Annotated in this window: 21 protein-coding genes and 1 pseudogene; 13 read left to right on the top strand and 9 right to left on the bottom strand. The window is 71.3% G+C overall.

Translation table 11 applies throughout. The annotated features are described in order from the left end of the window. Positions 1–36 precede the first annotated feature (36 nt). The 3 genes from AB0C75_RS15240 to AB0C75_RS15230 all read right to left on the bottom strand — a co-directional run bounded on the left by AB0C75_RS15240 (position 37) and on the right by AB0C75_RS15230 (position 3437). Positions 37–1608, bottom strand: coding sequence for an ABC transporter substrate-binding protein (locus AB0C75_RS15240; protein WP_362890816.1), 1572 nt, complete (start codon positions 1606–1608; stop codon positions 37–39). A gap of 501 nt (positions 1609–2109) precedes the next feature. Next, a complete protein-coding gene (locus AB0C75_RS15235) occupies positions 2110–2952 on the bottom strand; it encodes a DsbA family protein (RefSeq protein WP_362890843.1) in 843 nt (280 codons plus the stop codon). Between the two features lie 50 nt (positions 2953–3002). Further along, positions 3003–3437 carry an Rrf2 family transcriptional regulator gene (locus tag AB0C75_RS15230; RefSeq protein WP_362890813.1) on the bottom strand — a complete coding sequence of 145 codons (435 nt, stop codon included), beginning with the start codon at positions 3435–3437 and terminating at the stop codon, positions 3003–3005. Positions 3438–3590: 153 nt separating this feature from the next. Between AB0C75_RS15230 and AB0C75_RS15225 the strand changes: the two genes are divergently transcribed. Next, entirely contained in the window at positions 3591–4100 is a 510-nt protein-coding gene (locus AB0C75_RS15225) for a cupin domain-containing protein (protein WP_362890811.1), read from the top strand. A 68-nt stretch (positions 4101–4168) separates the two neighbouring features. On the opposite strand, the gene AB0C75_RS15220 is transcribed toward AB0C75_RS15225, so the two are convergent. Further along, the gene (locus AB0C75_RS15220) at positions 4169–5404 is read right to left on the bottom strand and encodes a right-handed parallel beta-helix repeat-containing protein (RefSeq protein WP_362890809.1); all 1236 of its coding nucleotides are present in this window, start codon (positions 5402–5404) and stop codon (positions 4169–4171) included. A 249-nt stretch (positions 5405–5653) separates the two neighbouring features. Between AB0C75_RS15220 and AB0C75_RS15215 the strand changes: the two genes are divergently transcribed. Together AB0C75_RS15215 and AB0C75_RS15210 are read left to right on the top strand one after the other, a co-directional pair. Then, positions 5654–7126, top strand: a complete 1473-nt coding sequence (locus AB0C75_RS15215) for an AlkA N-terminal domain-containing protein (RefSeq protein ID WP_362890806.1) — start codon at positions 5654–5656, stop codon at positions 7124–7126. A gap of 36 nt (positions 7127–7162) precedes the next feature. Next, positions 7163–7681 carry a methylated-DNA--[protein]-cysteine S-methyltransferase gene (locus AB0C75_RS15210; protein WP_362890804.1) on the top strand — a complete coding sequence of 173 codons (519 nt, stop codon included), beginning with the start codon at positions 7163–7165 and terminating at the stop codon, positions 7679–7681. A gap of 56 nt (positions 7682–7737) precedes the next feature. Here AB0C75_RS15210 and AB0C75_RS15205 read toward each other — a convergent pair whose 3' ends face one another. Next, the gene (locus AB0C75_RS15205; RefSeq protein WP_362890802.1) at positions 7738–8319 is read right to left on the bottom strand and encodes a TMEM165/GDT1 family protein; all 582 of its coding nucleotides are present in this window, start codon (positions 8317–8319) and stop codon (positions 7738–7740) included. A 243-nt stretch (positions 8320–8562) separates the two neighbouring features. Then, positions 8563–9447 carry a LysR family transcriptional regulator gene (locus AB0C75_RS15200; protein ID WP_362890800.1) on the bottom strand — a complete coding sequence of 295 codons (885 nt, stop codon included), beginning with the start codon at positions 9445–9447 and terminating at the stop codon, positions 8563–8565. A gap of 70 nt (positions 9448–9517) precedes the next feature. Here AB0C75_RS15200 and AB0C75_RS15195 point away from each other — a divergent pair, with 70 nt between their 5' ends. Together AB0C75_RS15195 and AB0C75_RS15190 are read left to right on the top strand one after the other, a co-directional pair. Next, positions 9518–9835 carry a hypothetical protein gene (locus AB0C75_RS15195; protein WP_362890798.1) on the top strand — a complete coding sequence of 106 codons (318 nt, stop codon included), beginning with the start codon at positions 9518–9520 and terminating at the stop codon, positions 9833–9835. A 161-nt stretch (positions 9836–9996) separates the two neighbouring features. Continuing rightward, entirely contained in the window at positions 9997–11112 is a 1116-nt protein-coding gene (locus AB0C75_RS15190; protein WP_362890796.1) for a glycerate kinase, read from the top strand. A 42-nt stretch (positions 11113–11154) separates the two neighbouring features. On the opposite strand, the pseudogene AB0C75_RS15185 reads toward AB0C75_RS15190, so the two are convergent. Beyond that, positions 11155–11451 (bottom strand): annotated as a pseudogene (locus AB0C75_RS15185) (helix-turn-helix domain-containing protein); the annotation flags it as partial. A gap of 249 nt (positions 11452–11700) precedes the next feature. Here AB0C75_RS15185 and AB0C75_RS15180 point away from each other — a divergent pair. From AB0C75_RS15180 to AB0C75_RS15160, 5 genes are read left to right on the top strand one after another with little or no spacing between them, the layout of a single operon-like run. Next, positions 11701–12498 (top strand): ABC transporter ATP-binding protein, encoded by a 798-nt coding sequence (locus AB0C75_RS15180; RefSeq protein ID WP_362890794.1) that lies wholly within the window; start codon positions 11701–11703, stop codon positions 12496–12498. After that, positions 12486–13271, top strand: coding sequence for an ABC transporter ATP-binding protein (locus tag AB0C75_RS15175; protein ID WP_362890792.1), 786 nt, complete (start codon positions 12486–12488; stop codon positions 13269–13271). Before AB0C75_RS15180 ends, AB0C75_RS15175 begins: the two co-directional genes overlap by 13 nt. Further along, a complete protein-coding gene (locus tag AB0C75_RS15170) occupies positions 13268–14158 on the top strand; it encodes a branched-chain amino acid ABC transporter permease (RefSeq protein ID WP_362890790.1) in 891 nt (296 codons plus the stop codon). Before AB0C75_RS15175 ends, AB0C75_RS15170 begins: the two co-directional genes overlap by 4 nt. Continuing rightward, complete coding sequence (locus AB0C75_RS15165; RefSeq protein ID WP_362890788.1) at positions 14151–15245, top strand: branched-chain amino acid ABC transporter permease; 1095 nt, start codon at positions 14151–14153, stop codon at positions 15243–15245. Before AB0C75_RS15170 ends, AB0C75_RS15165 begins: the two co-directional genes overlap by 8 nt. After that, positions 15242–16495, top strand: coding sequence for an ABC transporter substrate-binding protein (locus tag AB0C75_RS15160; RefSeq protein ID WP_362890786.1), 1254 nt, complete (start codon positions 15242–15244; stop codon positions 16493–16495). The genes AB0C75_RS15165 and AB0C75_RS15160 overlap by 4 nt, the downstream gene beginning before the upstream one ends. Before the next feature lie 92 nt (positions 16496–16587). Here the strand turns inward: AB0C75_RS15160 and AB0C75_RS15155 are convergent, their stop codons facing one another. Beyond that, positions 16588–18477 carry a glycosyl hydrolase family 28-related protein gene (locus AB0C75_RS15155; RefSeq protein ID WP_362890784.1) on the bottom strand — a complete coding sequence of 630 codons (1890 nt, stop codon included), beginning with the start codon at positions 18475–18477 and terminating at the stop codon, positions 16588–16590. 503 nt (positions 18478–18980) lie between these two features. Here AB0C75_RS15155 and AB0C75_RS15150 point away from each other — a divergent pair. Further along, entirely contained in the window at positions 18981–21092 is a 2112-nt protein-coding gene (locus AB0C75_RS15150) for an acyltransferase family protein (RefSeq protein WP_362890782.1), read from the top strand. Positions 21093–21099: 7 nt separating this feature from the next. Here AB0C75_RS15150 and AB0C75_RS15145 read toward each other — a convergent pair whose 3' ends face one another. Then, positions 21100–23235, bottom strand: coding sequence for a SpoIIE family protein phosphatase (locus AB0C75_RS15145; RefSeq protein ID WP_362890841.1), 2136 nt, complete (start codon positions 23233–23235; stop codon positions 21100–21102). A gap of 162 nt (positions 23236–23397) precedes the next feature. On the opposite strand from AB0C75_RS15145, the gene AB0C75_RS15140 reads away from it, so the two are divergent. Together AB0C75_RS15140 and AB0C75_RS15135 are read left to right on the top strand one after the other, a co-directional pair. After that, on the top strand, positions 23398–24333 hold the full coding sequence (locus AB0C75_RS15140) for a sugar phosphate isomerase/epimerase family protein (protein WP_362890780.1): 936 nt from the start codon (positions 23398–23400) through the stop codon (positions 24331–24333). 51 nt (positions 24334–24384) lie between these two features. Further along, entirely contained in the window at positions 24385–26097 is a 1713-nt protein-coding gene (locus tag AB0C75_RS15135; protein WP_362890778.1) for a dihydroxyacetone kinase family protein, read from the top strand. The last annotated feature ends 30 nt before the right edge of the window (positions 26098–26127 follow it).

Here is a 26127-nt window from a genome sequence, read left to right as displayed (position 1 = left end):
TCTGCCCCCTCTCTGCCGTGGTTGGTGGATGGATGGTCAGGAGGCGCCGGTGATCTTCACACCGGTCCAGTCGATATGGGCGGGGTTCTTGGGCAGATCGGACAGCGCCTTGCTCTTGGCGAAGAGGTTGGGCGAGGAGAAGGTGAAGATCAGCGCCTTGCTCTTCAGACCCGTACGCGTCGCCGCCTGGAGCACCTGCTCGTAGTCGGGGGAGTCCAGGGGCGTCTGACGCACCTTCGCGACGGCCTTCCTGAAGCCGTCCGGCTCGTACGGGGTGCTCAGGTTCAGCGGGCCGTCGGGGCCGAAGTGGGCGGTGAGCGTCTGGACCGCGGAGTCACGGCCCGTCGTCGAGTACAGCGAGAAGGCCAGATCCTTGGCGAAGAACGGGGTCGCCCAGTTCTTGTCGATCTTGATGGTGACCTTGATGCCCACGGCCGCCAGCTGCGACTGGACGATCTCGGCCTGCGGATCCTCCGACGGGATGACCAGGTTCAGTTTGATGTCGCCCGGCTTGTGACCCGCCTCGGCCAGAAGCTTCCTGGACTTCGCCGGGTCGTAGGGGTAAGCGTCCTCGGACTGGGTGTCGTAGGCCTCGTAGCCCTTGGGGAAGGGCTGGTCGGTGGCCTCACCGTGACCGAACGTCAGCTTGTCCACGAACTCCTTGCGGTTGACCGCGTAACGCAGCGCGTCGACCACCCTGTCGTCGTCGAACGGCGCCTTGTTGACGTTCAGGCTGATGTTGGAGGCGTTGAATCCGGGCTGGGAGAACACGTCGAGGCCCGCCTTCTCGGCGGCCGACGCCTGGCTCGGGTCGAGGTCGGCGAAGTTGTAGACGCCGGTCTGGAGCCCCGAGACGACCGTGGAGGTGTCGGGGGCGGAGACCAGCTCGACGTCGTCGATGTGGATGTTCTCCGCGTCCCAGTAGTCGGGGTTCTTCCGCAGGACCGCCTTGGTGCCCGGGATCAGCTGGTCGATGATGAACGGACCGGCGCCGACCGGATTCTGGTCAAGCTTCGAGGGGTTCGCCGCGGCCTTCGGGCTGGCGATCTGCAGGACGCGCTCCCCGAGCAGCTGCGGTATCTGGTAGTCGACCTGGGTGAGTTCGAGCGTGGCGTCGAGGCCTTCGGCCTTCACCGACCCGATCGACGTCAGGTCGCCGAAGAGCGCGGAGTTCTTCTGCTTCTGGGCCCGCTCGATGGCGGCCTTCACCGCCGCACCGTCGACCGGCTCCCCGTCGCTGAACTTCAGCCCGGGGCGCACATGGAAGGTGATCCCGTCACCCTTCTTGTTGTACTCCCAGCTCTCGGCTAGGTCCGGGACGGCCTTGCCCTCCTCGTCGGTGCGCGTCAACGAGCCGTATACGAGGGCGAGTTCGCGGAACTGTGCGCCGCTTCCCCCCACCACCGGATCCCAGTGGCCCGGGAAGTAGGAGGAGGCCCACTTCAGGGTGGCGCCGCCGGCCGACGACGAGGCACTGCCGCCGCAAGCGCTCAGAGCCGGCACGAGCAGGGCGACACAAGCGGTTCCGAGGGCAGCGACCCTCAGGCCGCCCGCCTGTCGGGCCGACCGGGCGTCCGGTCGGCGGCGGTTCGTGAGTCGTGCGGACATCTCGTTCTCTCTGATGGGTCCCGGCCCGGAGCGGGGCAGGAGGAGGCGGGGGGGGCGGGGGAGGAGAGGGGTGCGCGGCGCTCGCACCGAACCGTCGTCGCGTATGCGGGCATGCGTCGTCGAGGTGTCGGCGCACGGCAGGGCAGGAGCGGGTCCGGACGGGGACGCCGAAGAACTCACGACCCCGTACGGGGATACGACGAAAGGGCGTGACGGAAGGCGGGGCGCCGACGCGGGGGACAGGCGCGGATCAGCGGACCGGCCGGTGGCCGGTGCTGCCGACAGAGGTCAGGCAGCGCCTGTGAACGGGGGCGGGCGGGTCAGCGACAGAGTGCGCTGGAGGTGCGCCGCAGGTCCACGTAGCGGCACACCACACCGGGATGCGTCGTGAGCATGGGCTCATCCTGGCGGCAGCCGTCGGCGCCTGTCAATGGACACCCATTGGTGTCTCATTGAGCGGGACGCGGCTCAATCGCAGCTCAGGGCGGTGCGGGAGGCTCATCAGGAGGTGGCGGGGTGTACTGACGCCTCGTCAGGATGAAGCCACAGCACGCCGTTTCCGGTCCCGAGGCCGACCGCGCCCGGCGGGGGCCAGACACCCTCCGCCAGCAGGTCGCGCTCCGGTTCGGTCAGGCTCCCGTGGTGGGTCAGGGCCTCGGCGGGGGAGAGCGGTGCGCAGGCATCGAGCACCCCCGGCCAGAGCTCGTCGACGGCCGCCGCGTACGCCTCGTAGGGCCGCCAGCCGGGGACCGCGCGATACCCCGACGTAGCGCGCAGCAGGAGCGTCGGCAGTGCGTAGCGGTGCCCGCCGTCGGAGGTCTCCTTGGCCGTGCCGGGGTGCGGTGACCCGCTCCGTACGGCCAGGACCTCGGGCACCGGCCGCCGAGCCTCGGCGCGGTCGGCGCGCACCCGCTCCAGCACCCCGGGTGAGGCCGCGTCGGCCCTGAGCCGGTCCTGGTCGAGGCCCGGGACACCGTGCGCGGCGGCCAGCGCGGCCTCCGGGGTGTCGGCGGGCTCGCCCAGCACGAAGACGGTCTCCCGCAGCCTGCGCAGCACCCGTTCGGCCACATCCTCGCCCTGGAGTTCGGCGGCCACCGCCACGAGCGAGGAGGGCCAGGAGCTGGCGGCCACCCGGCTCAGCCGGGCCGCCCGGGGCGCGAGGGTGTGTGCGCCGATCCGCTCCACGTAGCCGGCGTAGTACGCGGTCTCGGCCGCCGGGTCGGGAGCCGGGTCGTCCTCGTCGTCGAAGAGGATCGCGTACGCCCGCCGCCAGGGCACGCGGCCGGCCAGCGCGGTCCGCAGCCTGCGGAAGGCGGGCTCGGAACCCCAGGCCCAGGGGCACATCGGGTCGGTGTACTCGACCACCTCCACCGTCGGGGCGCCCGTCCCGCCGGTCACGAGGCACCGATCACGGACGGCTGTTCACGGGCGTCGGAGGGCACCAGCGATGCCAGGGTCAGCCCGCCGAGAACCGTCGCCGCGTCCGACTCGACCCGCCGCCACACCCCGGGCAGGCCGACGGCGGCCCCCGGGTAGTCGAGAGCGGCCAGCGGCTCACCCCGCAGGGTGATCAGCTCGCCGTCGACGGCGCGTACGACATCGAGCAGGGCGATCTCGTCGGCGGGTCTGCCGAGCCAGTAACCGCCTTCGCAGCCACGCTGGCTGCGCACCAGGCCTGCTCGGCGCAGTTCGCCCACCACGGACTTCAGGAACCTGAACGGAATCTCCTGCGAGGAGGCGATGGCTTCACAGGAGAGCGGACGGCCGGGATCACTCGCGAGCTCCAGAAGGGCGCGCGTGGCGTAGTCCGCCTTCGCGGAGATATGCATGCCCACATCATGCCCCGGGGGGCGGGCCGCGGGCGAGGCTCCTCCGGTGGCTGCGCCCCTGCGGTCCGTCCAGTGTTGCCGGAACATTGCCGCAGGTGAAGCGGAAAGGACACCTCTTGACATCCTTTTCGCCGCCGACCTAACGTCCCAGCCATGAGCGAGCCGTTGACGACCCCAGGAGAAGGGTTCCACCCTCACCTCCATGAAGCCCCGGGCCGCCCGGCGGCGCCCCTGCGCACCCGTCTGCACCACATCCGCGCGGACGCGCTGGACGGCGACACGGCGCAGAGCGGCGGCATGCGCCGATTCAGCGCCGTCAGCGGGAAGACCGTGGGTTCCGAGAAGCTGTGGATGGGCCAGACGCACGTGGCGCCGTCGACCGCGTCATCGGACCACCACCACGGCGAGTCCGAGACCGCCATCCATGTGGTCAGCGGGCACCCGGAGTTCGTCTTCCTGGACGACTCGGGTCAGGAGCCGGAGGAGGTGCGGCTGCGCACCTCGCCCGGCGACTACATCTTCGTGCCGCCGTTCGTGCCGCACCGCGAGGAGAACCCGGACCCCGCCGAGGAGGCCGTGGTCGTCATCGCCCGCAGCACCCAGGAGGCGATCGTGGTCAACCTGCCGCGCCTGTACGCCCTGGGCCCCGACGCCACCGCCTGAGCGGCTCGCGCCGCCCCGGTCCACCCGTCGCGGGGCGGTCGGCGGGACGGCGCGTGCCTGTCTCCGTGCTACGGCGTCACCTTGCTGCCGCCGAAGGTCACGGTGAGGGAGCCGTCCGCGGCGAAGGACCAGTCGAGCGCGCCGGAGTAGTCGGAGCACCCCGAGCCGTTCGTACCGGTCCAGAACTGGTTGGAGCTGTCGGCGTCGCCCACGGTCTTGTCGTTGGAACCGTCGCCGCTGCGGCAGGAGATGTTGTCGCGGAACACCGAAGTGCCCTTGTCGAAGGAGAAGTTGCGCTCGACGTTGTCGATGCTGACATTGCTGGACACCGCGATCGAGCCCGGGTTGCTGTTGTAGGTGAACCCGTGGTGGCCGTTGTTGTAGGCGATGTTGCGCCGGACGATGTGGTCGACCTCGATGCCGTCGCCGCCGAGCTTGTAGCCGTTGCGGTCGCCGTCGTCGTTCACGGTCCCGTCGGACAGCGTTCCGTTGTCGTAGGAGAGTGAGTCCTCGATGGTCACCGGGCCGATGGGGCCCGTCTCCGTCTTGGTGTAGAGGTCCCAGCCGTCGTCGATGTTGTTGTGGGACACGGTGTAGCGGAAGACGTTGCCGGAGCCCGAGGTGAGCTTCGAGGCGAAGCCGTCGGCGTCCTCGCCGTCGGAGTCGGCGTTGTCGTGCGACTCCGAGCTCAGGATGAGGTTGTCGGACGGCCACTCGTCGTCGGGGGTGTCGGAGGCGATCCGCGAGATCTGCAGCCCCGAGTCGTGGTTGAAGCGCGTCACGACATGTTCGATGACGTTGTGGCTGCCGCCGACGAAGATCCCGTTGTCCCCGGCGTGTTCGACGATGATGCCGTCGATGTGCCAGTACGCGGCGTTCACGGCGAGCCCGCGGTTCGCCGAGTCCTCGCTCATGGCCGAGAAGTTCAGGACCGGGGTCTCGTCCGGGTAGGCGGCGAGCGTCGTGGGGGCACTCGATGTGCCGTCGTTGCCCGGCGGGATGGTGACCGTCTCGGAGTACTCGTACGTCCCGCCGCGCAGGTAGATCGTCCCGCCGGAGGTGACGCGGTCGATCGCCGATGAGAGCGTCGTGGGGTCCGACTCCGTACCGGCGGCGTCATCGCTGCCGTCCGGCGCCACGTAGAGGGCGTCGGCTGCCACCGCGGCCGGGGCACCGACCGTGCCTCTGTCCGAGGTGTCCGCGGTGTCCGGGGCGGAGGTGGCCTGCGCGAGGGTGCCGGACAGGGCGAGGGCTGAGCCGGCGAGCAGGGTGACACATGCGATCACGGACTTCTTGGTCTGCATCGGTTGTCTCCAGATCGGGTCGGTGCGGCGGTTCGTGTGTGTTCGGTCTGTTGAACAAATGGGGGGACCGGCACCACACTGGGGAGGGAGCAAGCGCTTTCTTGGACCGTAGAGCTGTGTCGTGAGCGCGTCAATAGTCATGTACGTGACCTCTGGTCACTGACTTGAACGTGTCGGTCGGGTGCCCACGCCAGGTCGATGTCGGATTCCCGCCAGCCTTCAGGCCGCCGCGTGCCCGATGCTTGAACCATGCACACCGACACCGAGCGCTGCGTACGGGCCGTACAGTCGAAGGACGCCCGCTTCGACGGCTGGTTCTTCACCGCGGTCCTGACCACCGGGATCTACTGCCGTCCCAGCTGCCCGGTCGTGCCGCCCAAGGCCCGGAACATGACGTTCTATCCCAGCGCCGCCGCGTGCCAGCAGGCTGGATTCCGCGCCTGCAAGCGGTGCAGGCCCGACACCAGCCCCGGTTCCCCCGAGTGGAACGCCCGTGCCGACGCCGTCGCCCGGGCCATGCGGCTCATCCAGGACGGGGTCGTCGACCGGGAGGGCGTGCCAGGACTCGCCGCCCGGCTCGGCTACTCGGCCCGGCAGATCGAGCGCCAGCTCCTCGCCGAGCTCGGTGCGGGACCGCTCGCGCTGGCCAGGTCCCAGCGCGCCCAGACCGCACGGGTCCTCATCGAGACGACCGGACTCCCCATGGCCCAGGTCGCGTTCGCGGCCGGGTTCTCATCGATCCGCACGTTCAACGACACCGTGCGGGAGGTCTTCGCGCTGGCCCCGGGCGAGCTGCGGGACCGCGCGGCACGCGGCCCCCGTGATCCCGGCACCCCGGGGGCCATCGCGCTCCGGCTCCCCTACCGCGCCCCTCTCAACCCGGGCAATCTCTTCGGGCACCTCGCCGCGACTGCCGTCCCAGGGGTCGAGGAGTGGCGCGACGGCGCCTACCGCCGCACGCTCACCCTGCCGCACGGGCACGGCATCGTGGCGCTGTCCCCGCGGCCCGGCCACATCGACTGCCGGCTCTCCCTCACCGACCCCCGCGACCTCACCCAGGCGATCAGCCGCTGCCGCAGACTCCTCGACCTGGACGCCGACCCGGTCGCCGTGGACGACCAGCTGCGCGCCGACCCGCTGCTCGCCCCGCTGGTCGACACGGGAGCGGGGCGCAGGGTGCCGCGTACGGTCGACGCCGCGGAATTCGCCGTACGCGCGGTCCTCGGCCAGCAGGTCTCCACGGCCGCGGCCCGCACCCACGCGGCCCGCCTCGTCGACGCCCACGGGATCCGCGTGGAGGACCCCGAAGGCGGCCTGACCCACCTCTTCCCCACCCCCGGGGCGCTGGCCGGCCTCGACCCCGAAGCGCTCGCCCTGCCACGCAGCCGCCGCGCCACGCTCACCACCCTGGTGGCCGCCCTCGCCGACGGGGCCCTGGACCTGCGGGAGGGCGCCGACTGGGAGAAGGCCCGCGCGGAGCTTGCCGGGCTGCCCGGATTCGGCCCCTGGACGGTCGAGGTCATCGCGATGCGGGCCCTGGGGGACCCGGACGCCTTCCTCCCCACCGACCTCGGGATCCGCAGGGCGGCCGAACGGCTCGGCCTCCCGGCGACGCCCGCCGCGCTCACGGCGCGAGCCGGGCGGTGGCGCCCCTGGCGCGCGTACGCCGTGCAGTATCTGTGGACCGTCGACGATCACCCCATCAACCATCTGCCCGCCTGAATTCACCAGGAAGAACCGAAGGCACGAGGAAGAACCATGACCACCACACCCACGACGACCAGGCAGCACACGGTCATCGACAGCCCGTACGGGGCGCTCACCCTGGTCGCGACCGACGGTGTGCTGTCCGGCCTGTACATGACCGGGCAGCGGCACCGCCCGCCCGAGGAGACCTTCGGGGTGTCCGACGCCGGGCCCTTCGACGAGGCCGCCCGGCAGCTGGACGCCTACTTCGCCGGCGAGCTGAGGGAGTTCGGCCTCCCGCTGGAGCTGGCCGGCACGCCCTTCCAGCGGAGCGTCTGGGCCGAGCTCGTACGCATCCCGTACGGCGAGACCCGTACCTACGGCGAACTGGCCGACCGGCTCGGCAAGCCCGGCGCATCCCGCGCGGTGGGCCTCGCCAACGGCAAGAACCCGGTCGGGATCATCGTCCCCTGCCACCGCGTCATCGGAGCGTCCGGGAGCCTGACGGGGTACGGCGGCGGGCTCGACCGCAAGCAGCGGCTGCTCGCCTTCGAGCGGGGGACGGAGGACGGGGCGCCGGCCCTGTTCTGAGCCGGCCGGTCCCGCGATCCTGGCCCGTGACGCCCGCTCGCCGTCCCGGCGGGCTCTCAGCCTGCGAAGATCTCCACGACCGACCAGACCGCCAGGCCCAGCATGCACAGACCCCCGATGCGCTGCACCGTCTTCAGCGGCACCCGCTTGGCGATGAACCGCCCCGCCAGCAGCGCCAGCGCGGACACCGACATCAGGGCGACGGCCGCCCCGACGGCCGTGGACCAGGTGCCGTTGCTCGCGGCGAGATTCGCGGTGGTGATCTGCGTCAGATCGCCCCACTCGCTGATGAAGACCGCCATGAAAGCGGTCGTGTAGACCGGCCAGAAGCCGGTGACGGTCTTGATCTCCTCGTCCTCGTCGTCATCGCCACCGCTGCGCAGCAGCATGAACGCACCGAGGGCGAAGAGGGTGGCCGAGACCACCTTGACGACCCAGTCGGGCAGCAGGCCGATCAGCCCGCCCGCCCCGACCGCGATGGCCACGTGAACGATGAACGCGGACGACGTGCCGAACCACACATAGAGCGGGCGCATGCGTGTGCCCATGGCCAGCGAGGCGAACATCGTCTTGTCGGGGAGCTCCGCGAGGAAGATCAGCCCGAAGGCGGTGAGGATCGCCAGGGGGTCGAGATGCATTCCGGGTGGCTTTCTGTGAGAGCCGGGCCCCGGATCTTCCGCGAAGTGCCGCACGGGCTCATTTCGGAGGACCACTCGGCCCGGCATGACCGCAGCACCCACAAGGCGTGGGCGTGTCATACCTGACCGAAGGTCTCGCCCACCCGTAAGACTCCACGAGCCCGGCCACCGGGAACCCGAAGGCTCCAGTGTGTCGACGACCGGTTTGCAGGGCTACTCCCCTTCGCAGTCGTCAACACTACCTCACCTGCTCTGCGGGGAGACCGGTGGTCGGGCCTCCCCGTCCTGTCGCGCATCCTTCGCGGCGACCGCCGCAGCGACGAACGAGGCGACCAGCGGCCGGCGGTCCGTCTCCGGCCAGGCGAGGACCAGATGGCTGGCGGGAGCGTCGATCACCGGGACACACACCACTCCTGGGGGGACGGGTTCGACGAGCGAGCGCGGCAGCATCGCGATGGTCCGGCCGAGGGTGATCATCTGGATCATCTGCGGTACGTCGACGATCTCCGGCCCCGTACCGCCGTCGGGCACGTCCTTCCAGCGTGGCAGCGTCTCGTGTTCGAGGTCGGCCAGCCGCAGCTCGGTGCGGGAGGCCAGCCGGTGCTCGCCGGGCAGGATCGCGACGCGCCCCTCCACGTGCAGCGTCTCGTACGCCAGGCCCGTGAGGTCGTCGAACGGCGTGTGGAGCAGCGCCACATCGGCCCGGCCGTCGTGCAGGCGCTCGACTCGGTCCGTGGCACCACCGAACAGGATGTCCACCTGGCGCGCGCCGGGCCGTCGGGAGTACCGGGTGAGGATGCCGGACAACAGCGCCGCGTCACCGCCCGCCTTGATCACCAGCCGCAGGTGGGCCTCGGTGTCTCCCGCCCGGCGTGCGTGCCGGGCCGCGGCGGCGACCGCGTCGATCGCGTGGCGGCCGTGGTGCAGCAGGGTCTCCCCGGCGGGTGTGAGCGAGACATGACGGCTGGATCGCAGGAGCAGCTGGACGCCGAGGCGCGTCTCGATGCGCCGGATCGCCTTGGACAGCGCCGGCTGGGCGATCGACAGGCGCTCGGCGGCACGGCCGAAGTGCAGCTCCTCGGCGACCGCGATGAAGTATTCGAGCTCCCGCGTCTCCAGATCAACCATGCCTGGAGGTTATCGCTCCAGAACCAACGGGTCTTGGACTCGACCGGCACGGTGAGGGTTCCATGGACGCATGATTCACCACACGATGATCGTCTCCTTCAACGATTCCCTCCCGGACGCCGAGCTCGACCAGTTCCTCAAAGGCATGGAACAGCTGATGCGTGACTCCGGGACGATCCAGACCTTCTCGGCCCGGCGCCACATCAGGGTGCCCGTCGACGACCACAGCCCGGTGTTCGCGGCCACGGCCGTCGTGCAGTTCGGCTTCGCCGACCTCGACGCGCTCAACGCCTCGTTCGTGGCCCCCGGAGTCGAGGAATTCATCCGGGGCTGGAAGTCCCGGTTCCCGTACCAGGTGGTCTGGGTCAACCACGAGCCGCTCGACTGACCGGCCCCGACCAGCTCGCGGCGCGCACCGCGCCGCGAGCTGGTCGAGGCGTGCGGTGGTTCCCGGAGAGCCATGGGCAGATCAGGGTGGTCCGGATAGGGTCGGGGCGGCGCGACTGCCTGTTCGAAAGCAAGGGATGCAAGGTGACGGACGGAGCAGCGATGAAGACCGCCCGCGTGCTCGTGGCGGCGGACAAGTTCAAGGGCTCGCTGACGGCCGTACAGGTCGCGGAGCGGGTGACGGCCGGACTGCGGCGCGTCGTACCGGGGTTGCGGGTCGAGACGCTGCCCGTCGCGGACGGCGGCGACGGCACGGTCGCGGCGGCGGTGGCCGCCGGATTCGAGCGCCGCGAGGCGCGGGTGACCGGGCCGCTGGGTGACCCGGTCACGGCGGCGTACGCGGTGCGTGACACCACAGCCGTGGTGGAGATGGCCGAGGCCTCGGGCCTCCAGCACCTGCCCGCAGGGGAGTTCGCCCCGCTCACGGCGACCACGTACGGCAGCGGGGAACTGCTGGCGGCCGCACTCGACGCGGGCGCCAGGACCATCGTGTTCGGCGTCGGCGGCAGCGCCACGACGGACGGCGGCGCCGGCATGCTCGCCGCGCTCGGGGCCCGCTTCCTGGACGGCGACGGCAAACCCGTCGGCCCCGGCGGCGGTGCACTCGCCGGGCTGGCCGACGCCGACCTGTCGGGGCTCGACCCCAGGATCGAGGACATCGACCTGATCCTGGCCAGCGACGTGGACAACCCGCTGACCGGGCCCAAGGGTGCCCCCGAGGTCTACGGGCGGCAGAAGGGCGCCACCGAGGACGACATCGCCGTCCTCGACGCGGCACTCGTCCACTACGCGTCCCTCCTGGGGCCCGAGACCGCAGAGCTGCCCGGAGCGGGCGCCGCCGGAGGCATCGGATACGGCGCACTGGTCGCGCTCGGCGCGCGTTTCCGCCCCGGCATCGAGGTGATGCTCGACGTCCTGGGCTTCGCCCCCGCCCTGGCCCGCGCCACGCTCGTCGTCACCGGCGAGGGCTCGCTCGACGAGCAGACCCTGCACGGCAAGGCCCCGGCCGGGGTCGCCGCGGCGGCGCGCACCGCGGGCGTCGAGGTCGTCGCCGTGTGCGGGCGTCTCGCCCTGCCGCCCGAGGCACTGGCCGGGGCCGGCATCCGCCGGGCCTACGCCCTCACGGACCTGGAGCCGGACCCCGCCGTCTGCATGGCACAGGCCGGACCCCTGCTGGAGCGCGCGGCCGAGGCGATCGCCCGCGACTTCCTGTCCTGACGCACCGCGGTGAGGGGGTTGCCGGACAGTCCGGCAACCCCCTCACCGCTGCGGCGCCGTCAGCCTGAAGGCGTCCAGCGCAAGCACCGTCTCGACCAGTTCGCGCGGCTGTGACAGCGACCGCGAGGTCAGCCGCTCCAGCCGGCGCAGGCGGTTGAACACGGTGTTGCGATGGCAGTGGAGCCGCACCGCCGCGCGTCCCGCCGAACCCCCGCACTCCAGCCATGCGTCGAGGGTCCCCACCAGCAACGCCCGGTCCGCCGGATCCAGCGCCAGCAGCGGCCCGAGGACATCCTCGACCAGCGGGGCCGTGAGCTCCGGCCGCCCCTCCAGCAGGGCGCGGAACAGCGCCGGGCCCCGCTCCTCGGTCCTGCCCGATCCGGACGAACACCCCGACCCGCTCATGGCCGATGAGGATGCCACCGGCTGCGCAGGGGACGGCAGCGCATCACCTCCCTCTGTGCACGGGCACAACCGGGCCGTTCGAAGACGGGGCACCCGCAGCGAGTGCGCCCGTGGCCGTGGACGCACGCCTCGCCCGCTGCTGGTCTGTGGCACCACGACGACCAGTCGGAAGGAGGAGGACGCATGGCAACGCTCGAGATCCGCGAACTGTCCGTGGGCTACGGCCCGGTACGCGCACTGCGTGACGTCTCCGTCGATGTGCCGGCCGGTGCGATCACCGCTGTACTCGGCGGCAACGGCGCGGGAAAGACCACGCTGCTGCGGGCCGTGTCGCGGACCCTCGGCTTCCACCGCGGGACGGGCACGGGCACCATCCGCTTCGACGGCCGCCCCCTGGAAGGGCTCGGCCCCGACCGGGTGGTGGCGGCAGGGGTCATCCAAGTGCCCGAAGGGCGGCAGGTGTTCGCCCGGATGACGGTGGCGGACAATCTGCGGGCCGGCGCACTGGGGGCACGCGGCGGGCGCAAGGCCGATGCCGCCGCCCTCCGCCGCGTACACGAGCTGTTCCCGGTGCTCGCCGAGCGCGCGCACCAGCGGGCCGGACTGCTGTCCGGCGGAGAGCAGCAGATGCTGGCGATGGGCCGCGCCCTGATGGCCGGGCCCCGGCTGCTGCTGCTCGACGAGCCGTCCCTCGGCCTCGCCCCGCTGATGGCGGCCAGGATCGCCGAGACGGTCCAGGAGATCAACGCGGGCGGCACCTCCGTCATGCTCGTCGAGCAGAACGCGGCCATGGCGCTGCGGCTTGCCTCCACCGCGTACGTACTCGACGTCGGCGAGGTCGCACTCGAAGGACCGGCCGACGAGCTCGCCGCATCCGACGAGGTGCGCCGGCGCTATCTCGGCGTCGTCGACGAGACGGCCGCCGAGGACGCCGCGCAGGCGGAGGGCGTCACCCGCACCCTGAGCGGGTGGTCGGCGTGACGAGAGCCCCGGCCCCGCTCGCCGTACGCGAGGTGACCGTGCGCTTCGCCGGACTCACCGCCCTGGACGCGGTGTCCTTCACCGTCGAGCCGGGCAGCGTGCACGCTGTCATCGGCCCCAACGGCGCGGGGAAGTCCACCACCTTCAACGTGCTCTCCGGCGTCTACCGCGCCGCCTCGGGCACCGTGCACCTCGGTTCCACCGAACTCACCGGTCTCGCCCCGCACACGATCGCAGGACTCGGTGTCGCCCGCACCTTCCAGAACCTGGCCCTGCCGCCGCACGCCACCGTCGCCGAAAGCCTCATGCTCGGTCGGCACCGGCTGACCCGGGCCGGGTTCGTGGCCTCCGGACTGCGGCTGCCCTCCGCCACCCGGGAGTCCCACCGCCATCTCGAACGGGTGCGTGAGATCGCCGAGTTCATCGGCCTGGACAGGGAACTCGACTTCCCCGCAGGCGCACTCCCGTACGGGAAGCAGAAGCTCGTCGAGCTCGGCCGCGCCCTGTGCATGGAGCCCGAGGTGCTCCTCCTGGACGAGCCCATCGCCGGCATGACCGCCGACGAGCGCCGCCGCACCGCGGCCGTCGTCGCCGGAGTCCGCGACAGCCTCGGCATCTCGATCGTCATGGTCGAACACGACATGGGGGTGGTCATGCGGCTCGCGGACGCGGTGACCGTACTCGACTTCGGACGCAGGATCGCGGGTGGCACGCCCGCCGAGGTGCAGAACGACCCGGCCGTCGTGCGGGCCTACCTGGGGGCACAGGAATGACCACCTTCATCGAACTCCTCCTCGGCGGACTGTCCATCGGCTCCGTCTACGCACTGATCGCCCTCGGTTTCGTCGTCATCTTCAAGGCCACCGAGGTCGTCAACTTCGCCCATGCCTCGCTGCTGCTCGCCGGCGGCTACGTCACCGCCGTACTCCATGACGACATCGGCTTCTGGCCGGCGCTCGGTGTGGGCATCGCGGGCGCGGCGGTCGTCGGTTCGGCGGTCGAGTTCTTCGTCATGCGCCGCTACCGGGGCAGCGACCAGAGCGTCCTGGCCATCGTCACCATCGGCGTCGACATCCTGCTCACCACCGAACTCACCCGGCGCATGGGCACCGATGTGATGTCGCTCGGAGACCCATGGGGGGACGACGTCGTCACCGTCGGAGGCGTCACCCTCGCCGAGACCCGTATCGCGGCGTTCCTCGTCGCGGGACTGCTCATCACGGTGTTCCTGCTCGCCTTCCGCTTCACCTCCTGGGGCGTGTCGATGCGCGCCGCCGCCGAGAATCCACGGACCGCCGCCCTGATGGGTATCCGCCTCGGCCGGGTCTCCCTCTCCGCCTGGGCGGTCGCCGGAGCACTCGCCGCGGTCGCCGCGCTCTTCCTCACCGTGTTCCCGACCCCCGGCCTGGAACGGGCCACCTCACTCGCCGCGCTCAAGGCGTTCCCCGCCGCGATCCTCGGCGGCCTCGACTCGACGACGGGGGCGCTCGTCGGCGGGCTCGTCGTCGGAGTCACCGAGTCACTCGCCACGGGCTACCAGAGCGACCTCTCCTTCCTCGGACGCGGTATCGGTGACCTCGCGCCGTATCTGGTGATGGTGGTCGTCCTGCTCGTCCGGCCGGCGGGACTCTTCGGTACGAAGGAGCTGTCCCGTGTCTGAAGCCGTCCAGGACACCGGCGCGCGCGAAGCGCTCACCGCCCGGTTGCGCCGGCCCGCCCCCTACCTCCGGCTCGCCGGCTCGGTGCTGCTCCTCCTGCTCCCGTTCTACCTGGACCGCTTCTGGCTCCAGGCCGGACTGTTCGCGACGGCCGCCGCGATCGGGGCGATCGGCCTCAACCTCCTCACCGGCTCCACCGGCCAACTCTCCATGGGACACGCCTTCTTCCTCGCGGTCGGCGCGTACGGCTACTGCGTCCTGGCGGGGGAGAGCAGTACGGAGAACGGCCACGCCCTCACCGGGCTCGGCCTGCCCACCTGGCTCGCCGCCGTCCTGGCCGTGCTCCTCGCGGGAGCGGCGGGCGGGCTCTTCAGCCCCATCGCGGGGCGGCTGAGCGGCGCCTACCTCGGTATCGCCACGCTCGCGCTGATCTTCATCGGCCAGCACGTGCTGTTCAACGCGGGCTCGCTCACCGGAGGCTTCAACGGCCGCCCCGTACCGCCCCTCTCGCTCTTCGGGTTCACCTTCGACGACACCGAGGTGGTCGTGGCCGCAGTGCCCTTCCACTCGTCCGAGAAGCTCTGGTACCTGGCGCTGGCCGCCCTGCTGGCCTGTGGGCTCTTCGCCCGAGGGGTGCTGCGCGGCAGGCCGGGCCGGGCGCTCAACGCGATCCGGGACCATCGGATCGCCGCCGGGGTGATGGGGGTGCCGGTGGCCCGCTACCGGGCCGGTGTCTTCGTCCTGTCCTCGATGTACGCGGGCCTCGCCGGGGTCCTGCTCGCGCTGGTCTTCCAGCGCACCGTGCCCGAGTACTTCGGCATGATCCTGTCCCTCGAATACCTCGCCATGATCGTCATCGGCGGTCTCGGCAGCGTCGCGGGAGCCGTCATCGGCGCCGCGTTCGTGTCGCTGCTCCCGCAGGTGCTCACCCACTACAGCGACTCCCTCCCTCTGGTGTCCGCCCCCGGTACGGGCGGCGTCGCACCGGGCGAGGCGTCCCGCTATCTGTACGGCGCCGCGGTCGTCGCGGTCGTCCTGTTCCTGCCCGGCGGCATCACGCGTCCGAAGAATCCAGGGGAGAAGAAATGAAGCTACGTGTTGTCGGAGCCGTCGTCGCGGCTCTCACCCTCACCCTCGCGGGATGCAGCGAGAAGGCGAAGTCGTCGGACGACGGCGCCGGGGACGCCCAGGGAGTGAAGACGGGGGAGGGCGTCACCGACTCCAAGATCACTCTCGGGGCGCTGACCGACATGACCGGCGTGTACGCGTCGCTGGGCAAGAGCGTCACCCAGGCACAGCAGCTCTGGGTCGAGGAGACCAACAAGGCGGGCGGCATCTGCGACCGGAAGATCGAACTGACCGTCCGTGACCACGGATACGACCCGCAGAAGGCGGTCAGCGCCTACACAGAGCTGGAACCGGACGTGCTGGGCTTCACCCAGTTCATCGGCTCCCCGTTCGTCGCCGCCGTCGAGTCGCGCATCGACGGCCAGGACAAGGGCATCGTCCTGCCCCAGGCCTGGTCGGCGAATCTGGTCGGTTCGAAGTACGTACGTGTCATCGGCGCCACCTACGACGTCGAGACGATCAACCTGATCGACTTCCTGCTCGACGAGAAGCGCATCGCCGAGGGAGACAAGATCGGGCATGTCTACTTCGAGGGCGACTACGGCGAGAACGCCCTGGCCGGCTCGAAGTACGCGGCCAAGGAGGCGGGACTGACCGTCGTCGAGCAGAAGATCAAGCCGACCGACAACGACATGACCGCCCAGGTCTCCGCGCTCAAGCAGGCCGGTGTGAAGGCGGTCGTCGTCAGCGCGGGCCCGCGTCAGGCGGCCTCCCTGGTCGGCGTGGCCGCGGCCACCGGCTTCAAGGTCCCGGTCGTCGGCAACAACTCCGCCTACGCCCCGCAGCTCCTGGCGACGCAGGCGGGCGCCGCCCTGCAGAAGGACTACTACGTAGGCGCCTCCACCCTGCCCATCGGTGACAAGGCCGAGGGACCGGCGAAGCTCGCCGAGGCGTACGCGGCCATGTACCCGAAGGACGGCCTCGACAACGGCGTCATCGCCGGATACAACGCGGCGTCCGTCTTCGGCGAGGCCCTGGAGAAAGCCTGCGCGTCCAAGGACCTCACCCGTGCGGGTGTCGACGAGGCCCTGCTCACCGTCAAGGACTTCGGTGACGACTTCGGGATCCCGCACGACTTCACCGACCCGTCGGCGCCCTCCACCCGGCAGACCGTGGTCATGAAGCCCGACGCGAAGGTCCCCGGCGGCCTCACGGTGGTCCGGGCGGCCGAAGCGGCCCCGGCCGCCGAGTCCTTCACGCCCGCGCCCTGACCTCCCCGCACCCGCGCGGTGCCGGGCCGGGCCGTGGGGGCCGGGCCCGGCACCGCGCGGTCAGTACCCGGTGACCTGCGGCAGGTGCGTGTCTACGGGGTCGCCGATCCCCCGGGGACCCCGCCGTTGGTCCACACCGGGTCCGGCCAGACACCGGTGCAGGCGGGCGGGTCCGCGTACCAGCCCGAGTTGCCCGAGCCCTGGGTGATCTCGAAGCCGCTGCCGACACAGTTGTGGATCGGGTTGGACTGCGCGATGTGTGTGGCGACGACGTCGTCGAACGTGGCGGCGCCCGGGGCCTGGATCTGCAGCGCGTACGTACCGGCCCCGTCGATCCTGATGTGGTCGAAGTGCAGCCCGTCGCTAGAGCCCTCGATCAGATGGATCGCGGCGTAGGAGCTGTCCAGGATCTCGCTGTCGCTGATGTTGATGGTCGCGCCGCTGATCGGTTCGTTGAGTCCGCTGAACCAGATCGCACCGACGCCGAACTGCCAGTTGAAGTCGTTGTTCCCGGTCCGGATCAGGGTGTTGCGGGCGACGGTATGTGTGCCCGAAACCGCCGTCCCCTGACCGGAGTTGACGCCGGGATAGCGGTTGGCGATGTGTAGTCCGCCGCCGTTGGTGACGGTGTCCGCCATGACGTTGTCGGAGATCGTGATGTCCTTGCCGCCGTACGTGACGATGTTGTTGGCGAGTACCGGCAGGATCACGGTGTTGAAGGTGAACTCGTTGTTCACGTTCGGGACGTTCTCCGCCCACATGGCCAGACCGTCGTCGCCGGTGTTGCGGACGAAGGTGTTGGTCACCGTGGAGTTCGTGACGCCGTAGTGGAAGTTCACCCCGTCGGCGGTCTGGTCGAGGATCCGGCTGTTCCTGACCGTGAAGTCGTCCATCGGACCGTCCATCCAGGCACCGCACTTGGTGTGCTGCATCCAGACGTTGTCCACGACCGAGTGGGACATGGCGCCGCCGATGGCGTTGACCTGGTCCTCGTCCACCCGCTCGCGGATGTCGCCGATGACGGCGAAGTCCTTGAGGGTGACATCGCTGCTGCCGCCCTCGTCCGCGTACTTTCCGTAGACCCCTACCGCCTTGCTGCGGTCCGTCGGATGACGTCCCGTCAGCACGCTGTACCAGGGGCCGGCGCCGCGCAGAGTCACCTGGTCGACGACGATGTGGTCGGTGACCTGGAAGGTCCCCTGCGGGATGTACACCTCCTCGCCCTGGGTGCGGCCCGCGTCGACCGCGGCCTGGATCTCCTCGGTGGAGTCGGCGGCGCCCGTCGGGTCGGCGCCGAAGTCGTCCACCACGTCCAGCGCGCCGGACGGCTTGTCGACGGGCGCGGCGACCTGCTCGAAGTCTGCCAGGTCGATGGTGAACGAGGGTGAGTCGTCGGTGGAGGTGACCTGGAGCCTGACCTTCGTACCTGCGGCCAGGGTGGACCCGAACATGGCCCGTGTCTCGTCGTAGAAGTGGTGCGGGTCGGTGTCGCCCGGATTGTTGTTGAACGGGTAACCCCCGTAGAACCAGCCGTACTTCGATGTCACCGGCACGCTCTTGAGCGAGTCACCGTCGACTCTCAGGTCGAGCGAGGCGTCCAGGCCCGCCCCGGCCGCGTCGTCGGGCAGTGAGTAGCGGAAGGTCATGGCGTTCGCGGGGGCCGTGAGTGTGAACTCGACGTACTCACCGGTGGCGTCGAGGGTGACGGCCTGCCGCCCCGAGGCCTCGGAGGGCAGGGAGCCGTAGAGGCGGTCGGGGCCGATCAGGGTGCCGTTGGTGGCGGCGTACTCGGCTTCCTGTTCCTCGAACGGGACGGCTGCGCCCCGGCCGGATATCCCGACGGGCGACGGAGCGGGGACGGCGGCGGCCTGGGCCGGGGCGGCGCCGGCCAGTACCACTGTCGCCGTGGCGGCCAGTGCGAGGGAGAGGGAAGCGGACAGGGAGCGTCCGAGCGGACGGGGTCCGATACGGGGTGGGGTCACGTGTGGGCGTCCTTGCGGCTCGTGGGGGCTCTTCGGACGCCCACAGGCTAGGAGCACGCAGGTAAAGAAGTCCACGGTGCTGCGCAAGATATTGAATTTATCGCTCAAATTAATGACTGAGCTGCGGGAATGCTGAGCGTGCGTACGGGGGTCGTGGCGCGTCCGGAGCCGAGCGGTGTCTTCACGTAGTGAAGCTTGTCATGCCCATTGACAGCGGTTCCGCTCTGCTGGCTTTATATGACGAGGACATGGGAGCGCTCCCATGGTTTCCCCAAAGCACCCTGGGGTGCCGATGAACCCCACCGCCTCGGCGCCCCAGGGCTTCCACCACACCGCACGAAGGCGCCCGGCCGGCACCGGGCGGCCGCATGGCGGTGAACCGTCGGTTTCACGGGGTTGAACCTTCGCCGGGAAGGCGAACCGGGGCGAAGACACCGCAACCCAGGTGGCGGCCGGACTGATCTTCTTGACTGAAGCAGGTCCGTCAGCCGAGGAGCCACCTGATGCCGAGCACCACGCCCGCCGAGATACGCACCGCCCCGGCGAGCGGCGGATCCGCACCGCCCGGAGCCCACACCAGGCGGCTGGACATCCAGGGGTTGCGCGCGGTGGCCGTCGGTCTTGTGGTCCTCTCGCACGCGGGAGTGCCCCAGGTCGGCGGCGGCTACATCGGTGTCGATGTCTTCTTCGTGATATCAGGCTTCCTCATCACCTCGCTGCTGCTGCGCGAACTCGCCACCCATGGGCGGGTGTCGGTCCGTTCCTTCTACGCCCGCCGAATACTGCGGCTGCTCCCCGCGTCATCCCTGGTCATCGTCGTCACACTGGCCGGGACGTGGCTGTTCCTGTCGAAGGCGCGGCTCGCCGAATACGCGGGCGACGCCCTCGCCGGTGCCCTGTACACGGTCAACTTCCGGCTGGCGGCGGCCGGTACGGACTATCTGGCCCGGAATAGCCCGCCCTCGCCGTTCCAGCACTTCTGGTCGCTGGCCGTGGAGGAGCAGTTCTATCTGGTGTGGCCGCTGCTCCTGCTCCTCGCCTGGCGGATCGCCCGCGGCAGGCGCCGACCCGTCGCGGTGCTCCTCGGAGTGCTGTGCCTGGGGTCGTTCGCGGCGAGCGTCCTCATGACGAACTCCTCGGCGTCCTGGGCGTACTTCGGCTCCCTCACCCGCGCCTGGGAGCTGGGGGCAGGCGCGTTCCTCGCGCTGGGCACGCGCCGGCTGGAACGCCTGCCGGCCGCCCTCGCGGCCGCGATGTCCTGGATCGGCCTGGCCTGCCTCGCGCTGGCGGCGGTCCGGTACGACGACGGCACGCCCTTCCCCGGCCACCACGCCCTCCTGCCCGTCGCCGGGGCCGCGCTCGTCCTGGCGGGCGGCTGCGCGCGCGCCCCGCGCGGCGCGGGGCGGCTGCTCGGGCGGCGGTCGCTGGTGTGGCTCGGCGGGCTCTCCTACGGCTGGTACCTGTGGCACTGGCCGCTCCTGGTCATCGTGCCGGCGGCGCTCGGCAGCGCCGACGGCACGGCCGGCGTGCCCCTCGCGCTCGGGCTCTCGGCGGCGGCGCTGGGCCTGGCATGGCTGACCCTGCGCCTCGTCGAGAACCCGGTCCGCTTCCAGCGGGCCCTGCGCACGCGCCCCCACCGCGCCCTGGTTCTCGGGGCCGCGTTGTCGGCCGGCACCTCGGCGCTGTCCCTGACGGCGGCCGCGGTCCCGCCGACGATCGAAGTCGGCGGCCCCGCACCCGCGTTGACGCGGGCTCTCCAGGACGCGCCGGCCCCGCAGGCGCGCCTCACCGCACTCCTGGCGTCGTCCCCCACGGCCCTGCCGAGCAATCTCGCCCCGCCCCTGCCTCAGGTCAAGTCCTCCCGCTCCGCGGTCTACCGGGACGGCTGCCACGTCGACTACGCCGCCACCGGCACCCGGCCCTGCGTCTACGGCGACCGGACCTCCTCCCGTACGGTCGTCCTCTTCGGCGACTCCCACGCGGCCCAGTGGTTCCCGGCCCTGCAACGGCTCGCGACCGTACGCGGCTGGAAGCTGGTCTCGCTGACGAAGGCCTCCTGCAAGGCCGCCGACGTGACCATCATCAGCGGCCACAAGCCCTACACCGCATGCGACACCTGGCGCTCCCACGCCGTGGCACGGATCAAGGATCTGCATCCTGACCTGGTCGTCGTCTCCTCGTCGGACGCCGGAGACCCGTACCACCCCGCCGCCGACCCCCTGCGCCGGTGGACCACCGGCTTCGAGCACACCTTCCGCGACCTGGGTGCCTCCGGCGTCCGGGTCGCCGCCCTGCTCGACACCCCGTGGCCCGAGGGCGACCCGGTCGACTGCGCCGCGAGGAACTCCCTGCAGCTGCGCGCCTGCGCGAACCATCTGCCGGAAGCCACCCACGACGCGAGCCGCGGTGTCGCCGTCCGTGCCGCCGCGTCCGCCACGGGCACCACCGTCATCGACCCCACCCCCTGGATCTGCGCCCCCGGCACCGGCATCTGCCCCGTGGTCGTCGGCGACACCGCGGTCTACCGCGACGAGAGCCACCTCTCGGAGGCGTACGCGGGCGCGCTCGCCCCGGTGCTCGCCCCCTCGCTGGAACGTCTCATCGGCGGGCCATGACCCCCTGTCAGCCCTCCTGCGACAGGGCGTTCAGGAGCAGCAGGGCGATGTCGTCGGTGCCCGGCGTGGCCCGTTTCGCGTACCGGACGAGCGCGTCGGCGACCGATTCCATGCCCTGGTCCAGGGCGAGGGCGAGGTGTGAGGCGAGCTCGGTGGCGGCGTCGTCGATGTCCACCCCCGGGGCCTCCACGAGTCCGTCGGTGTAGAGCGCGAGCACCGCGCCGGGCGGCAGCGGCACCTCGGCCGTCGGGTAGCGGGACGCGGGATCGATGCCGAGGAGGAGGCCGGGCGGCAGGTCGAGGACCTCCGTCTGTCCGTCGGGGTGCCGCAGCAGGGGTGCGGGATGGCCGGCGGTGGCCAGGCGGACGGTGTGCCGGGCGAGGTCGATATGCGCGTAGAGGCAGCTGGTGAACAGGCCGGGGTCGAGGTCGGTGAGCAGGCGGTTGGTGCGGGCCAGCACCTCGTCGGGCGGTGCGCCTGCCGAGGCGTGCACGGCGGTACGGACCTGGCCCATGAGCGCGGCGGCGTTCTCGTTGTGGCCCTGTACGTCGCCGATGGTCGCGGCGGCCGTGGTGTCGTCGAGCCGGATCAGGTCGTAGAAGTCCCCGCCGATGCCCATGCCCCGTGTCGAGGGCAGATAGCGGGCCGCCACGTCCAGGCCGGCGACCGGAGGCAGGCTGTGGGGCAGGAGGTGGGCCTGGAGGCTGTGTGCGAGCCGGTCCTTGGCGTCGTAGAGGCGGGCGCGGTCCAGAGCCTGGGCGAGGAGTCCGGCGATGGAGGTCAGCAGGGCGCGTTCATCGAGGTCGAAGCGGTGCGGACGGTCGTAGGCGAGTGCCAGGGCGCCGACGGGGTGTCCGGAGACGACCAGCGGGAGGACGGCACAGGCGGCGACCGTGGCGTCGAGACCGGCCGAGGGGTAGGCGCGCTTCAGCTCGGTCACGCTGGAGTAGAAGTCGGGGATGCCCGTCGTCAGACCATGCGTCGCCGGCGTGGGCGAGGTCAGGGGTGCACCGTCGAAGCGGTCCATGAGCGAGGGCCTGGTGCCTCGGCGTCCCTCGACCCTCAGCCGTCCCTCCACGGCCGTCATCACGACGAGGGTCTGGATGCGGAAGGCGGGCATCAGCTGGTCGCCGATCAGCTCGATCACGTCCTGGGTGCCGACGGCCTCGGTGAGCGTCGCCGCCAGGTGCATCAGGTGGTAAAGCGCGGTGGCACGGCTGGGCACGGAGGAGGCGGCGGGCAGCGAGGGCGTCGGGATGTCCTTCGGACCGGGCCGCGTCGTGGGCACGATCCGGACGCTGATTCCGGTGGCGTTCGGGAACAGATGGAAGGAGAGCCATTGGTCCGGAGGCCGGAGCACGTTGAAGGAGGTCCGCTGGCGGCTGATGACGGCGGCCCGGTAGTGATCCTCGACGGTGGGGTTGTCCAGCCAGGGGAGCGACACCCAGGGCAGTGTGCCCAGCACCTCGTCGGCCGGGACGCCGAGGAGGTCGGCGGCGCCGTCGTTGAGGAAGGTGACGGTCCCGTCGATCGCCAGCGAGCAGCTCCCGCCGGGCAGCCGCCGCACGAACTCCGCGGTGGCGATGGCCTCGCCCGGTTTCGGCGTGGGCGGTTCCGGCGGGGGCAGCACCCGCGGCTGGGCGCCGGCCAGGATCGGGTAGCCGCTGCTCTCCGACTGCTGGAGGAGCATGCCGATGCCATGGCAGCCCCTGACGACGGCCTCCCGCTCCTCGTCCGTCAGCTGCGGGGGATGCGAGCCCGGCCACAGCAGCACGAGCCCGCCCCGGTCGGTGGCGCCCGCGCGGATGGGCGCGGCGCCCAGCGCGAACCGGTACGGCAGGACGAGCGCGGGGCGTGGGTAGCGGCGTGCCAGTTCCTCCTGGCTTCCGAGCCAGATCAGACACCTCAGGCGTACGGCGTCGGCCACCGGCATCGGGGCGGAGAGGGGCACCCGGGTCCAGGGGGTGGTCAGCTGTCCGGGAACACCCGCGAGCACGGCGAGTTGCAGCGTGGTGTCGTTCCGGGGGAGCAGGTACAGCATCGCCACGGACGCGCCGGTCTCACGCACGAGCCGGGTCACGGCGCTGCCGAGCAGCTCCGTGCCCGAGCCTGTGGCGGCCACGGGGGCCGCAGGGTTCCGCACACTCTCCAGCCTCCCCCGCGCCGGGCGGCCGCGCACCCGCTGCCGGGCGGCGGAGCGTGCGCTCCTGTCGGTGGATCCGTACGCCCGTAGCGATGTGGCGTGGGTCACATTGACAGCCTTCTGGATTCTAGATCCTATAGGAAATAGAGAAAGGGAGCCGAGATGACTCACACCGCAGAAACCTGGCCGATCGCCGCCGCCCTCCTGCAGTTCCCGAATGTAGGGGCCGACGGCGTCTCCACGCAGGACCAGACCGCCCCACAGTGGGCGGAGGCACTTCAGGACGTCGTGGACGCCGGGTTCACCGAGGTCGACCTCACGGACGGCTGGCTGCGGCCGGGAGACCTGGCTCCCGCGCGCATCGAGGAGTTGAGGAGGACGCTCTCCGGCGTCGGCCTGACGGCTCCGGCGATCTCCGCGATCCGCCGCAGCGTCATCGACCCCGTCGACGGCGACGCCAACCTCGCCTACTCGCACCGCACCATCGACGCGGCCGCGGCCCTCGGTGTCCCGCTGGTCTCGGTCGGCCTGCACCGGCCGCTCACCCCGGAGCAGCAGGCCGTGCTCTGGTTCTGGACGGTGCCGGGCCCGCAGGATCCGGTCGGTGACCGCGAGACCTGGGACAAGGCCGTCACACGGCTGCGTGAACTCGCCGACCACGCGGCCTCGGTGGGCGTCGAGCTGTCCCTGGAGATGTACGAGGACACCTACCTCGGCACCGCCGACTCCTCCGTCGCGCTGCTCACCGACATCGGGCGCGACAACGTCGGTCTCAACCCCGATCTCGGCAACCTCATCCGGATGCAGCGCCCCATCGAGTCGTGGGAGTCGATGGTCACCAAGACGCTGCCGCACGCCAACTACTGGCACGTGAAGAGCTACTACCGCGTCGAGGACCCCGCCACGGGCACCGTGCTGACCGCCCCCGCCCCCATGGAGTCCGGCTTCGTCAGCTATCGCCAGGCTGTCCGGATCGCTCTCGCCCACGGCTACACCGGCGCGTTCTGCGTGGAGCACTACGGCGGCGACGGACTCAGCGTGGCCGCCTCCAACCGTGACTACCTCAGGCGCATCCTGCCCCGCAGCGCCGCCGCCTGAACGGCCCACTTCCCGCACCCGCCACACCTCTCCGACAAGGAGCCCCCTGCCATGACCCGGCTGTTCGACGACCCCGACCGCTTCAGCGAGGACCAGTTGCGGGGCTTCGCCGCCGCCTATCCGGAGCACGTCACCGTGGTGCCCGGGGGTGTCGTCCGTACCCGCAGGCCGGGTGTGGGCCAGGTCGCGGTCGTCGTCGGCGGGGGGTCAGGGCACTACCCCGCGTTCAGCGGGCTCGTGGGCGAAGGGCTCGCGTCGGGCGCCGTGGTCGGCAACATCTTCACCTCGCCCTCCGCACGGCAGGCCGAGTCCGTCGCGCGGGCCGCCGACACCGGTGGGGGAGTGCTCTTCGCGTTCGGCAACTACGCGGGCGACCGCATGAATTTCGGCATGGCCCAGGCCCGCCTGCGCGACGCCGGGATCGACACCCGCACCGTCCGCGTCACCGACGACGTGGCCAGCGCCCCCGCCGGGCGGCGCGACGAACGACGGGGCATCGCAGGCGACTTCACCGTGTTCAAGGTCGCCGGCGCGGCGGCCGGCGAAGGCCTCCCCCTGGACGCGGTCGAAGTGGCCGCCCGGCACGCCAACGACCGCACGTACTCCTTCGGCATAGCCTTCGACGGTTGTACGATGCCCGGCGCCGACACCCCGCTCTTCACCGTTCCCGAGGGCAAGATGGCCATCGGCCTCGGCATCCACGGTGAACCCGGCGTCCGCGACGCCGACATGGCCGACGCTCCGACTATCGCCCGCACCCTCGTCGAACAGCTGCTCGCCGAGCGCCCGGAGGACGCGGGGCCACGCGTCGCCGTCGTACTCAACGGCCTCGGCTCCACCAAGTACGAGGAACTCTTCCTGTTGTGGGGCCATGTGGCCGACGCCCTGGGCGAGGCCGGTCTCACCGTGGTGCGGCCCGAGATCGGAGAACTCGTCACCAGCCTCGACATGGCCGCCTGCTCACTCACCCTGATGTGGCTCGACGCGGACCTGGAACGCTGGTGGTGCGCCGACGCCGACGCCCCGGGATTCAGCCGAATGCCGCTGCCAGAAGCCTCCGGCCGGGCCCACGCCGAGCCGGCCGCCGCGCCCGTGGCCCAGGGCCCCGAGGGGGACGCGGGCTCGCGAGCCTCCGCGGCCGACGTCCTGGCCGCACTGCGTGCTCTGCGTACCGCGCTGCACGAGGCCGCCCCCGAGCTCGGCCGCATCGACGCGGTCGCCGGGGACGGTGACCACGGGCGTGGCATGAGTAAGGGGATCGACGCGGCCGTGCGCGCGGCGGAGGAAGCCGACTCGCGCAAGGCGGGCGCCGGTTCGCTGCTGGGCGCGGCCGCGGACGCCTGGGCCGACGAGGCCGGGGGCACCTCGGGTGTGCTGTGGGGCGTCGCGCTGCGGGCCCTCGCGCAGGAGCTCGGAGACACCGGCCGTGCCGACGGAGTGCGAGCGGCGGCCGGTGCCCGTGCCGCACTGGACGCCGTGACCTCGCTGGGTGGCGCGAAGCCCGGGGACAAGACCCTCGTCGACGCCCTCGTGCCGCTCGTCGACACCTTCACCGTCGGGGTCGCGCGTGGCGGCGCCCCGCGAACCGTGTTCGCCGAGGCCGCAACCGCGGCAACCGCCGCCGCCGCGTCCACCGCGGCCCTCACACCGCGTCTCGGTCGCGCCCGCCCGCTGGCCGAACGCAGCGTCGGAACCCCTGACGCGGGGGCGCAATCCCTGGCCCTGTGCGCCCGCACCGTTGCCGAAGTGCTCGGCAGCGACTGAGCGCGCACCGGCACATCTCGGCCGCACAAC

This window comes from Streptomyces sp. NPDC048565 (assembly GCF_040650935.1).
In the GTDB taxonomy this organism is placed as follows: Bacteria; Actinomycetota; Actinomycetes; order Streptomycetales; family Streptomycetaceae; genus Streptomyces.
Note: the sequence above shows the minus strand (reverse complement) of the source record. Positions and strands in the feature narration are given on the sequence as shown.